This window comes from Paraclostridium benzoelyticum (genome assembly GCF_001006285.1).
Lineage (GTDB): Bacteria > Bacillota > Clostridia > Peptostreptococcales > Peptostreptococcaceae > Paraclostridium > Paraclostridium benzoelyticum.
Genome location: NZ_LBBT01000343.1, coordinates 1 through 13,229 on the forward strand (window position 1 = coordinate 1; position 13,229 = coordinate 13,229).

Here is a 13,229-nt window from a genome sequence, read left to right on the forward strand (position 1 = left end):
ATATTTCTATCCTAGTTAATTCACTATTTTAAATTTTATATATTTAATAAGCTTTTTATTTCATTACATAAAGCATCTAAGTGTTCTGGGTTATTTTTTAAGTCAATTTCATTTATATTTACATAAAGAACAGGAGACTGATCGTATTCAGCAATCCATTTTTTATATCTGTTGTGAAGATTAGCCCAGTAATCTAAATCAACAGACTTCTCCATCTCTCTACCTCTCATATTGATTCTATTTACGATAGTATCTATAGATCCATCTAAATATATCATTAAATCTGGTCTTCTTAAGTGAGGAACCATATCATTAAATAAATCTCTATAAGTTATATAATCCCTTTTACTCATTTTACCGTTATCATATAAGTTTCTAGCGAATATCTCAACATCTTCATATATACTTCTATCTTGAATATTGTTAAGACCGTTACTGTCTATTTCTTTTTGTTGTTTGAATCTTTGAGCTAAAAAATATAATTGTAAGTGGAATCCCCAAGTGTTTTGGTCTTTATAAAAATCTTCTAGGTATGGATTTCCATTAACTTTTTCAAAATGAGTTTCAAAACCTAATTTTTCACCAACTAGTTTAGTAAGTGTAGATTTACCTGCTCCAACATTTCCAGCAACAGTTATAAATAAGTCTCTATTTAACGGTTTATTACACTGATTCACCAATTTAAACATTTTCATGTCCTCCTAAGTTATTAATAGCATCTTCTACTTTTTTTATTATAAATTTTCTATCATTATCATTATTTAGAAAATCTAAATTAGAGTTATCTATTTCTAATATAAGAGGTTCTTTGCCTACAAAATTATGTTTTATAGATAATGGGTTAAAGTAATACTTATACTCTGTACTTAATTCTTGTATATAGTTCCTATCCATTTGTCTTTCAAAGCTTCTATCTCTCATAGCTATTCTATTCATCAATACATCTGTATTTGAGTTAAGATAGATTATTATATCTGGTTGAGGTAAGTCATTAATAAAAATATTATACATTTGTTTATATTTATAAAATTGCATATTATCAAGAGTTATTCCTGCAAATATAAGATTTTTAATAATATGATAATCACTAACAACATTTGTGCCTTGACTCAATAAATTTTTCTCAGCATCTTCTAATTGTTTGATTCTATTAAATAAAAAAAATGATTCCGTCTGTAATGCGTATTCTTTAATATCTGTGTAAAATTTTGATAAAAATGGATTTTCTTCTACTATTTCTCTAAGTAAAGTACAGTTAAAATGATTGTTTAAAATATTAGCTAATGTTGTTTTACCAACTCCTATAGGACCTTCTATAGCTATAAATACACCTCTACTATTCATATAATCACCCTCTAAAAAATAATGTCTTATGTATTTTAGCAAAAAAGAATCACTAATTCTACTCTAGACTTTTTAAATTAAATTTGTATTAAAAATAAATAGTTAATTTAAATTTAACGAAATATGGGTAGAATTAAAACTATAAGTTTATATAAAAAGGAGCGAAATTTATGAAAGTTTATGAAAAAGAAAATTCAGTGGTTATAGAAGGGGCATTAGATTTTGATCCTAAGCATATATTTGAATGTGGACAATGTTTTAGGTGGAAAGCAGAAGGTGATGGTTCATATACAGGGGTAGCTAAAGGTAGAGTAATAAATGTATCTAGAGAAGGAAATACAGTTTATTTAAAGAATACTAATTTAGAAGATTTCAATACAATATGGAAATCTTACTTTGATTTAGATACAGATTATGCAAAAATAAAAAATGAACTAAAAAGTATGGATGAGTATTTAGAAAAGGCAACAGAATTTGGATGGGGAATAAGAATTCTACGTCAAGATCCATGGGAGATGTTAATTTCATTTATAATATCATCTAATAATAGAATTCCTATGATTCAAAAAGCTATATCTAATTTATCAAGGGAGTATGGCACTTATATTGGAAAGTTCAATGGAGTAGACTATTACGATTTTCCAACACCAGAACAATTAAGTAAAGCAAGTATAGACGATATAAGAGCTTGTTCTACAGGGTTTAGAGACAAATATATAAAGGCAACTACAGAAAGAGTTATAAGTGAAAATGAAGATGTATATAACTATGAGAATTTAGGAACAGAAGATTGCAGAAAAAAACTTATGGAATTTAATGGAGTAGGTCCAAAAGTTTGTGATTGTATAGCACTATTTGGTATGCAAAAGTATGATACGTTCCCTGTTGATGTATGGGTAAAAAGAGTTATGCAAGAATTTTATGTAGAAGATGATATGAGTTTGCCTAAAATAAGAAAGTATGCGATAGATAAATTTGAAGATTTATCAGGATTTGCACAACAATATCTATTCTATTATGCTAGAGAGTTGGGAATAGGAAGATAAAAATAAGGAGGATATATGAGTGCTTTAGACATACTAGTCTTAAGTTATGTAGGAATATCTTATCTAGCTAGTATTGTGGTTGCTATAAATATAATACTCGAAAATCGAGATCCAGCTAAGACTATGGCATGGTTACTAATATTTATGGTACTTCCTGGGATTGGGCTAGTTATATATGGGGTGCTAGGCCGAAATATAAGAAAAAGAAAAATATTTAAAACTCAGAAACTAGCTACAGATATAAAAGAAAATAATTTATTTGAAAATTTGAGATCAATAGAAGAGTTGGTAGACCTTGAACAAGAAGCTATAAAGAATAAAGAATTATCAAAATTAGATGATTCTGAAGGGTTAAAAAAGAAAGTTATAAGTTTACTTTTAAATACAGGAAAGTTCCCGTTTACAGCTAACAATAAAGTAGAAATATTTATTGATGGGAATGAAAAGTTTGAAAGACTAATAAAAGATATAGAAGAAGCTAAAGAACATATCCATTTAGAGTACTTCATAATAAAAGATAGTGAAATTGGAAAAAAGATTAAGGATTTGTTGATAAAAAAAGCTCGAGAAGGTCTGAGTATAAAAATTTTATATGATGATGTAGGATGTTGGCGGTTTTGGTTTCATAGAAAATTCTTTAAAGAGATGAAAAAAGAGGGCATAGAAATAGTTCCTTTTTTACCTGCAAAATTCCCTCTAATGGGAGGCAAAATTAACTATAGAAATCATAGAAAGATTGTTATAATCGATGGATGCATAGGATACACAGGTGGTATAAATATAGGTGATGAGTATATGGGTAAAAACAAAAAGTTTGGATATTGGCGTGATACTCATATAAGAATTGAAGGAAGTTCTGTTTATATGCTACAAATGGTATTTTTAATAGACTGGTATTATACAACTCAAAAATCAGTTTTTGATGAAAAATATTTCCCTAAATTAGATTATAAAGGAAATAGCATGATACAGGTGGTAGCAACAGGTCCTGATAGTGATTGGGAGGCTATACACTATGCATATTTTTCAGCTATTTGTAATGCTAAAGAAAGAGTTTATATAGAGACGCCATACTTTATACCAGATGAAAGTTTATTAAGAGCATTAAAGAGTGCAGCATTAAGAGGCGTTGATGTAAGAATTATATTCCCTGGTATAGCTGATCATAAAATAGTACATCAAGCATCATATTCATATTTTGATGATATTTTAAGGTCTGGGGGAAAAGTTTACTTATATAAAAAAGGATTTATACACGCTAAAGTAGTAATTATAGATGATAAGATTGCATCAACAGGTTCTGCAAATATGGACTTAAGAAGTTTTATGTTAAACTTTGAAATTAATGCATTTATGTATGATGAGCAAATAGTAAAAAAAATAACTGACGATTTCTATGAGGATTTAACAAACAGTAAAGAAATATATCTTAACGATTTTGAAAAAAGACCTTTAATAAAAAAATGGGTTGAATCAGTAGCGAGATTATTTTCGCCAATTTTATAAATTTATAATATGCGAGGAGATTTGTCGATACGAGTAAAATTTCCTCGCATAAAAATTACATAAAATTAAATTAAGGGTATTGAAAAATAACTTAATATAATATATTATAAAGTTGTTAGCACTCTAAGTTATAGAGTGATAAATACATAAATTTCATTAGGAGGGATAATTATGAAAATAAGACCATTAGCTGACAGAGTAGTAATAAAGAAAGTAGAAGCAGAAGAAAAAACTGCAAGTGGTATAGTTTTACCTGGAACAGCTAAAGAACAACCTCAGATAGCGGAGGTTGTAGAAGTTGGACCTGGTGGAATAGTAGATGGTAAAGAAATTAAAATGGAATTAAATATTGGAGATAAAGTTATATATTCTAAATATGCAGGAACAGAAATTAAGTTAGAAGGACAAGAATATACTATATTAAAACAAAGTGAAATATTAGCGGTAGTTGAATAAGTATAAAGGGAGGATTATGAGATATGGCTAAAGAAATAAAATTCGCACAAGATTCAAGAACAGCTTTAGAGGCTGGTGTAAATAAATTAGCAGATACAGTTAAGGTAACATTAGGACCAAAAGGAAGAAATGTTATATTAGATAAAAAATTTGGGGCTCCGCTTATAACAAATGATGGAGTTACTATAGCAAAAGAGATAGAGTTAGAAGATAGATTTGAAAATATGGGAGCTCAATTAGTTAAAGAAGTTGCAACTAAAACTAATGATGTAGCTGGAGATGGGACTACAACTGCTACAGTTTTAGCTCAAGCTATAATAAGAGAAGGTTTAAAAAATGTAACTGCTGGAGCTAACCCAGTGCTTTTAAGAAAAGGAATTCAAAAAGCTGTAGAATTAGCTGTTGAAGAATTAAAGAAACAATCAAGAACTATAGAAACGAAAGAATCTATATCTCAAGTTGCGTCTATATCTGCAGGAGATGAAGAAGTAGGTAACCTAATAGCAGAAGCTATGGAGATAGTAGGTAAAGATGGAGTTATAACAGTTGAAGAGTCTAAAACTATGCATACAGAGTTAGATGCAGTTGAAGGTATGCAATTTGATAGAGGATTTGTTTCAGCATATATGGTAACAGATGTTGATAAAATGGAAGCTGTTTTAAATGATCCATATATATTAATAACAGATAGAAAAATAAATAATATACAAGATATACTACCAGTGCTTGAGCAAATAGTACAACAAGGTAAAAAATTATTAATAATAGCTGAAGATGTAGAAGGGGAAGCTTTATCTACATTAGTAATAAACAAATTAAAAGGTGTATTTGATGTTGTTGCAGTTAAGGCTCCTGGATTTGGAGATAGAAGAAAAGCTATGTTAGAAGATATAGCTATACTTACTGGAGGAACTGTTATATCTGAAGAGTTAGGATATGATTTAAAAGATGCTGACATATCTATGTTAGGTAGAGCTAGTTCTGTAAAAATAACTAAAGATAACACTACAATAGTAGATGGATCTGGAGATAAAAAAGCTATAGAAGATAGAGTAAGCCAAATCAAACATCAAGTAGATCAAACTACTTCTGATTTTGATAAAGAAAAATTAATGGAAAGATTAGCTAAACTTGCAGGTGGTGTAGCTGTAATAAAAGTTGGAGCCGCTACAGAAGTTGAGCTTAAAGAAAGAAAATTAAGAATCGAAGATGCATTAAATGCTACAAGAGCAGCTGTTGAAGAAGGTATAGTTGCAGGTGGTGGTACTGCATTAGTTAGTGTAATACCAGTTGTAGATAAATTAATAGAAGAGCTTGAAGGAGAACTTCAAGTAGGAGCTAAGATAATAAGAAGAGCTTTAGAGGAGCCATTAAGACAAATAGCAATTAATGCTGGTCTTGAAGGAGCTGTTATAATACAAAAAGTTGTAAATGAGGATCCTGAAATAGGATTTGATGCATTAAATGAAAAATATGTGAACATGGTTGACGTTGGTATAGTTGACCCAACTAAGGTTACTAGAACTGCATTACAAAATGCAGCATCTATAGCAGGTGTATTCTTAACTACGGAAGCAGCTGTTGCAGATCTTCCTGAAAGTGATCCAGTACCAGGAATGGGTGGAGGAATGCCTCCAATGATGTAGGATGGTAAAGTTTGAACATACTTGGCTTCGTGTTGATGATATTGCTTCATGCACTAAATACCTGAAGAACGCGGTCTTTAACGTTTATTCAGCAAATATCATCAACACTTCGCTTTTAGAAAAGTTCAACACTTTACTGAGGTGTGATAGGAATTAAGGATAGTTGCTTCATGCACTAAAGACCTGAAGAGCTTGGGTTTAGCGTTTATTCAGCAAATATCATCAACACTTCGCTTTTAGAAAAGTTCAACACTTTATTGAGGTTAAGAGAAATAGAAATAGGGAGGGATTATATCTAAATGATATAATCCCTTTTTTACGTGTTTTATCAGCTGGAAAAGGTATGCTCAGTGTGTTAAAATTAATATTAACAACTTAGAATAGTGGGGGGTACTTATGGATATTAGAGGTTTATTAGAGCAAGTTAAAAATAATGATATAGATATAGATATAGCTATGGAGAAGCTTAAAGATTTACCTTATGAAGATATTGGATATGCAAATATCGATCACCATAGACAAATAAGAAATGGGTATCCGGAAGTTATTTACTGTGAAGGTAAAAGCGATGAACATATATTAGGAATTATAAAAAAGATGAGCGAAAAAGGTTCAAACATATTAGGAACTAGATGTAGAAAAGAAACATATGAAAAGATTAAATCTTTATATCCACATTGCGAATATGAAGATTTATCTAGAGTATTAAAGATTAAAAATAAACCTATAGATAATATAGGAAAAGGAAAGATTGTAGTTGTTACAGGTGGGACATCTGATATTCCGGTTGCAGATGAAGCATATTATACTGCCACTTTTTTAGGTAATGATGTTGAGAGAGTTTATGATGTAGGAGTTGCAGGCATACATAGATTACTAAATAAAATGAATATAATTAGAGACGCTAGAGTATTAATAGTTGTAGCTGGGATGGAAGGCGCTTTACCAAGTGTGGTTGGAGGTTTAGTAGATGTTCCTGTTATAGCGGTACCTACATCAGTTGGATATGGTGCTAATTTTAATGGTCTTTCAGCTTTATTAACGATGCTAAATAGTTGTGCATCAGGAATATCTGTAGTTAACATCGATAATGGATTTGGGGCTGGATATCTAGCAGCTACAATAAATAAATTAGACTAAAATATGAAAGAAGGTATTCGAATGGAAGAGAGAATTTTGTATTTTGACATAGTGAATGGTATATCTGGAGATATGACTATTGCGAGTTTATTAAACTTAGGGGTACCTAAAGAAATTTTTTTAGAGGAATTAAAGAAATTAAATTTAAATGATGAATTTAGTATAGAAATAGATTCTAAAAATGAAAGTGGTATAGTTGGAACAAAGGTTAATGTAATAGCTAAAGAATCTAATGCACACAGACATTTAGTAGATGTTTTTGATATTATTGATAAATCTAATTTAAACGATAGAATAAAAGATAGAGCTAAAAAGATATTTATGACGGTAGGAGAAGCAGAAGCTAAAGTTCATGGTACAACTATAGATAAAATTCATTTTCATGAGGTTGGAGCTATAGATTCTATTGTAGATATTGTTGGATGTTCTATATTAATAGATTTACTAAACATAGATAAAGTGTACTCTAGCTGTGTTCCAGTTGGGTCTGGATTTGTGAAATGTGATCATGGGATTATGCCAGTGCCAGCACCTGCAACTATTGAAATATTAAGAGGAGTACCAGTTAAACTAAATAGTGTAGAAGGAGAGTGTACTACACCGACGGGGGCAGCTATAATAAAAACATTATGTAGCGAGTTTATAGATAAATTAGAATTTGAAGTTAATCAAATTGGATATGGGATAGGACATAAAAAATTTGAAATACCAAATATGTTAAGAACTATAGTAGGTATAAAAAAAAAGAAGAAGTAATATATGAAATAAATTGTAATATAGATGATATGTCGTCAGAGATATTTTCATATGTATATGATAAGGTCATAGAAGAAGGAGCACTTGATATATACACTGAAAGTATACATATGAAAAAAAATAGACCAGCGATAAAACTGTCTATATTATGTGAAAAAAAGGATTTAGATAAATTTACTGAAATTATATTTATGGAAACTAGTACCTTTGGAATTAGGTATAAGGAGTATAAAAGAAAAACTTTATTAAGAAAGTTTGAAAAAATAAATTGCGAATATGGAGAAGTAACAGTTAAAATTGGGTATTACAAAAATAAAATTATAAAAGTTACTCCAGAGTACGAAGAGTGTAAAAACATAGCTAAAAAGGCTAATATATCCATAAAATTTGTATATGATAGCATAAATTGCTCAATAAAAAATAAATTTTTTTAAAATTGTTGACACAAGTAAGAAAATTTGATAAATTAATAAACAACTCATACAACATTGTATACAAAATCATAAATAAAAAATCACTCATATATACTCAGAAATATGGTCTGAGAGTCTCTACCGGAGTACCGAAAATACTCTGACTATGAGTGAAATTATTATAGACAAAACTCTATCATTAATAAAGTAAATCTATAGGCTGAGCATATTCCCTATAGGTTAGCTACAAGTTAAAAGAGTTTTGAGAACCTGTATAGTAATTTCACTTATAAAATGAAGTTATTATACAGGTTTTTTTGTACCCATTTTTAAGGAAATTAAAGTTTCAGGGTAGAAACAGTATAAAAATAACTGATTATATAAAAAATAATAAATAGTAAAAAATATATATAAAATAACGAAGGGGGCAACCGATATGGCAAAGATATTAAAAGAAGGATTAACATTTGATGATGTACTTTTAGTTCCACAAAGATCAGAAGTGTTACCTAAAGATGTTTGTACACAAACACAATTAACAAAGAGCATTAAATTAAATATACCTCTAATGAGTGCAGGTATGGATACAGTTACTGAATCGAAAATGGCTATTTCAATGGCGAGACAAGGTGGTATAGGAATAATACACAAAAATATGTCTATAGAAGCACAAGCTTTAGAAGTTGATAAAGTAAAAAGAAGCGAGAGTGGTGTTATCGTAGACCCATTCTTCTTAACAAAAGACCATACAATACAAGATGCTGATGATATAATGGCAAGATATAAAATATCGGGTGTACCAATAGTAGATGATAATAATAAATTAATCGGAATAATAACAAATAGAGATATAAAGTTTGAAGCTGATTTTACTAAAAAAGTAGAAGATGTTATGACTAAAGAAAATCTTGTTACAGCAAGAGAAGGAATAAACTTAACTGAAGCTCAACAAATATTAAAGAAACATAAAATAGAGAAATTACCTATAGTTGATGCAGAAGGAAACTTAAAAGGATTAATAACAATAAAAGATATAGAGAAGAAAATACAATATCCAAACTCTGCAAAAGATTCTCAAGGAAGATTATTATGTGGAGCTGCTCTTGGAATAAGTGCTGATTTAATGGATAGAGTTGCTGCATTAGTTAAAGCTAATGTTGATGTAGTTGTACTAGACAGTGCACATGGACACTCTATGGGTGTTATAAATGCTCTTAAACAAGTAAAAGAAAAATATCCAAACTTACAAGTTATAGCTGGAAATGTTGCAACTGCAAAAGCTACAGAAGATTTAATAAAAGCTGGAGCTGACTGTGTAAAAGTAGGAATAGGACCAGGGTCTATATGTACGACAAGAGTTGTTGCTGGTATAGGTGTTCCACAAGTAACAGCAGTTATGGACTGTGCAGAAGTTGGACATAAGTATGGAGTACCAGTAATTGCTGATGGAGGATTAAAGTTCTCTGGAGATATAGTAAAAGCATTAGCTGCTGGAGCATCAATATGTATGATGGGATCTATGTTTGCAGGAACAGAAGAAAGTCCTGGAGAAACAGTTTTATATAGAGGAAGATCATACAAGACATATAGAGGAATGGGATCTATCGGAGCTATGGAAAAAGGATCTAAGGATAGATACTTCCAAAATGATGCTAAAAAATTAGTTCCTGAAGGTGTTGAAGGAATGGTTGCATATAAAGGTAAAGCTGAAGATATAGTTTACCAAATGATAGGTGGAATAAGAGCTGGTATGGGATACTGTGGTGCCGCTACAATTAAAGACTTAATGGAAAATTCTGAATTTATAAAAATAACAGCTGCTTCATTAAAAGAAAGTCATCCACATGATATAACTATAACTAAAGAAGCGCCAAATTACAGCACTCAAGGGGAGGTATAAGAATGAAAAAACAACATGAAATAGTTTTAGTAATAGATTTTGGTGGTCAATACAACCAATTAATTGCAAGAAGAGTTAGAGAAAATAACGTATATTGTGAAATATTACCACATACTACAGATATAGAAGTAATAAAAGCTAAAAATCCAAAAGGAATAATCTTTACAGGAGGACCTAACAGTGCATACTTAGAAGAGTCTCCAAAGATAACTAAAGAAATATTCGAAATAGGAGTACCTATACTTGGAATATGTTATGGAGTTCAGTTAATGGCTCACTTATTAGGTGGTAATGTAAGAAGAGGAAATAATAGTGAAAAAGAATATGGAAAAACTTCTATAACATATAACGCTTCAAACATATTTGAAGGAATTTCTACTAATACTGTTTGGATGAGTCATACAGATTTAATAGATATTCTTCCTGAAGGATTTGAAGTTGCTGCATATACTGAGGATTGTCCAGTAGCTGCAATGCATCACCCAGAAAAGAAATTATACGGAGTTCAATTCCACCCAGAAGTTGAACATTGTTTAGAAGGAGATAAAGTTTTAAGAAACTTCTTATATAATGTATGTGAAGTAACTGGAGATTGGACAACAGATTCATTTATAGAAGAAAAGATAAAAGAATTAAAAGAAACTATAGGAGATAAGAAAGTACTTTGTGCTTTAAGTGGTGGAGTAGATTCATCAGTTGCAGCTGTACTTGTTCATAAAGCTATAGGAGATAACTTAACTTGTGTATTCGTAGATCATGGATTACTTAGAAAAAATGAAGGCGATGATGTTGAAAGAATATTTAGAGATAAGTTTGATATGAACTTAATAAGAGTAAATTGTGAAGATAGATTCTTATCTAAATTAAAAGGTGTAACAGAACCTGAAGCTAAGAGAAAAATAATAGGTGAAGAGTTTATAAGAGTATTTGAAGAAGAGTCTAATAAATTAGGAAAAATGGATTTCTTAGCTCAAGGAACTATATATCCTGATGTTGTAGAAAGTGGACTTGGAGAATCAGCTACAATAAAATCACATCATAATGTTGGTGGAATACCTGAAGATATAGAATTTGAAATAGTTGAACCTTTAAGAGAATTATTTAAAGATGAAGTTAGAAAAATAGGATTAGAACTTGGAATAGATTATGATTTAATATATAGACATCCATTCCCAGGACCAGGTCTTGGAATAAGAGTTATAGGCGAAGTAACTAAAGAGAGATGTGATATATTAAGAGAAGCAGATGCTATATATATGGACGAGCTTAAAAAAGCTGGTTTATATAGTGAAATATGGCAAGCATTCGCAACTTTACCAGATGTAAAAACTGTTGGAGTTATGGGAGATGAAAGAACTTATGCTTATTTAGTAGGTATAAGAGCCGTTACTTCTTCTGATGGAATGACTTCTGATTGGTACAAAATGCCTTACGATGTATTAGAAAAAATATCTAATAGAATTGTAAATGAAGTTGATGGAGCAAATAGAGTAGTTTACGATATCACTAGTAAGCCTCCAGGAACTATAGAATGGGAATAAAACCAGTTTATTCAAACACTTACAATAAATTATAAAAAAATAAAAAGCTTATGCTTTTTATTTTTTTATAAGGATTTTATCACAAAAAATTTATCATCAATGGAGGAAAATATGCAAAATTCAAGTGTTAAAGGCTCTAATAATGGATTATTAGAGAAAGTTTTTAAACTAAGTGAAAATAACACAAATGTAAAAACAGAAGTATTAGCAGGAATAACAACATTTATGACAATTGCTTATATATTAGTTGTAAATCCTACCATATTAGGTGAAGCTGGTATGGATAAGGGCGCTGTTTTTACAGCAACTGCAATAGCTTCAGCAATAGGATGTATAATAATGGGATTCTTAGCTAATTATCCTATAATATTAGCTCCTAGTATGGGAATAAATGCGTTCTTTACGTATACAGTAGTTTTAGGTATGGGATATACTTGGCAATTTGCACTATGTGCTATGTTTATCGAAGGTATTATATTTATTTTATTAACAGTAACTAATGTTCGTGAAAAGATAATAGAGTGTATGCCAGATGTATTAAAACATGCTATAACAGCTGGAATTGGGTTGTTTATAACATTTATAGGACTTGTTAATGCAGGTATTGTTCAACAAGGTGGAGCTATAATATCATTAGGAAATGTTAAGTCACCAGTTGTATTATTATCTATAATAGGATTAATGATAGCTGCAACTTTATTAATAAAAAATGTGAATGGAGCATTTTTAATATCTATAATAATTACATCTGTAATTGGGATGGTATTTTCAATAGTTCCTATGCCAACAGGAGTTATAGACTTACCTCCATCAATACAACCTGTATTTATGAAAGCATTGGATGTAGGTAAAAGTCAAATATTTAGCTTAGATATGTTAGTAATAGTACTTACATTATTATTTGTTAATATGTTTGACTCAATAGGATTTTTATTAGGGATTGCAGATAAGGCTAATTTATTAGATGAAAATGGAAATATGCCTAATGTAAAAAAAGCATTATTAGCAGAATCTGTTTCAACTACTATATCTTCAGTATTAGGAACATCAACGCTAGCTACAACAGTTGAAAGTGGATCTGGAATAGCAGTTGGAGGAAGAACGGGATTAACAGCAGTAATTACTGGAATTTTATTCTTAATTTCATTATTTTTTGCTCCATTATTTGTTTCTATACCACCTCAAGCTACAGCTCCAATACTTATACTTGTAGGATTCTTAATGGCAAGTTCAATATTAAGAATTAACTTTAATGATTTTACAGATGCGATACCAGCATTTATAACATTTGTAATGATGCCTTTATCATACAGTGTTGCAGATGGTATTATGTTTGGAATTATATCATATACATTTTTAAAGTTAGCTAGTGGTAAGAAAGATCAGGCAAAACTTTCTTTAATTATACTTAGCATAGTATTCATACTAAAATTTGGATTATTATAAAATGAAAAAGATATGTAAATATTTATATTTATATA

10 protein-coding genes, 1 pseudogene and 1 riboswitch are annotated in these 13,229 nt (G+C 30.0%); of the genes and pseudogenes, 9 read left to right on the plus strand and 2 right to left on the minus strand.

Annotated features, from left to right (window positions below; genetic code table 11):
* Window positions 1–35 precede the first annotated feature (35 nt).
* Window positions 36–689 carry a deoxynucleoside kinase gene (locus VN21_RS16415; RefSeq protein ID WP_046824213.1) on the minus strand — a complete coding sequence of 218 codons (654 nt, stop codon included), beginning with the start codon at window positions 687–689 and terminating at the stop codon, window positions 36–38.
* Complete coding sequence (locus VN21_RS16420) at window positions 682–1,344, minus strand: deoxynucleoside kinase (protein WP_046824214.1); 663 nt, start codon at window positions 1,342–1,344, stop codon at window positions 682–684. The genes VN21_RS16415 and VN21_RS16420 overlap by 8 nt, the downstream gene beginning before the upstream one ends.
* 170 nt (window positions 1,345–1,514) lie before the next feature.
* On the opposite strand from VN21_RS16420, the gene VN21_RS16425 reads away from it, so the two are divergent.
* From VN21_RS16425 to VN21_RS16470, 9 genes and pseudogenes are all read left to right on the plus strand, one after another.
* Window positions 1,515–2,390: a DNA-3-methyladenine glycosylase family protein gene (locus VN21_RS16425; protein ID WP_046824215.1), complete on the plus strand. Its 876-nt coding sequence runs from the start codon at window positions 1,515–1,517 to the stop codon at window positions 2,388–2,390.
* 15 nt (window positions 2,391–2,405) lie between these two features.
* Window positions 2,406–3,896, plus strand: coding sequence for a cardiolipin synthase (gene cls, locus VN21_RS16430; RefSeq protein WP_046824216.1), 1,491 nt, complete (start codon window positions 2,406–2,408; stop codon window positions 3,894–3,896).
* Between the two features lie 171 nt (window positions 3,897–4,067).
* Window positions 4,068–4,352 carry a co-chaperone GroES gene (locus VN21_RS16435; protein ID WP_021428256.1) on the plus strand — a complete coding sequence of 95 codons (285 nt, stop codon included), beginning with the start codon at window positions 4,068–4,070 and terminating at the stop codon, window positions 4,350–4,352.
* Between the two features lie 23 nt (window positions 4,353–4,375).
* Entirely contained in the window at window positions 4,376–5,998 is a 1,623-nt protein-coding gene (gene groL, locus VN21_RS16440) for a chaperonin GroEL (protein ID WP_046824217.1), read from the plus strand.
* Window positions 5,999–6,394: 396 nt separating this feature from the next.
* Window positions 6,395–7,138 (plus strand): nickel pincer cofactor biosynthesis protein LarB, encoded by a 744-nt coding sequence (gene larB / locus VN21_RS16445; protein ID WP_046824218.1) that lies wholly within the window; start codon window positions 6,395–6,397, stop codon window positions 7,136–7,138.
* A gap of 72 nt (window positions 7,139–7,210) precedes the next feature.
* Window positions 7,211–8,328 (plus strand): annotated as a pseudogene (gene larC, locus VN21_RS19155) (nickel pincer cofactor biosynthesis protein LarC).
* Between the two features lie 64 nt (window positions 8,329–8,392).
* A riboswitch (purine riboswitch) is annotated at window positions 8,393–8,494 on the plus strand.
* A 249-nt stretch (window positions 8,495–8,743) separates the two neighbouring features.
* Window positions 8,744–10,207: an IMP dehydrogenase gene (gene guaB, locus VN21_RS16460; protein ID WP_046824221.1), complete on the plus strand. Its 1,464-nt coding sequence runs from the start codon at window positions 8,744–8,746 to the stop codon at window positions 10,205–10,207.
* Between the two features lie 2 nt (window positions 10,208–10,209).
* Entirely contained in the window at window positions 10,210–11,748 is a 1,539-nt protein-coding gene (guaA, locus tag VN21_RS16465; RefSeq protein ID WP_046823119.1) for a glutamine-hydrolyzing GMP synthase, read from the plus strand.
* Between the two features lie 111 nt (window positions 11,749–11,859).
* Window positions 11,860–13,194 (plus strand): NCS2 family permease, encoded by a 1,335-nt coding sequence (locus VN21_RS16470; RefSeq protein WP_046823118.1) that lies wholly within the window; start codon window positions 11,860–11,862, stop codon window positions 13,192–13,194.
* Window positions 13,195–13,229 lie beyond the last annotated feature (35 nt).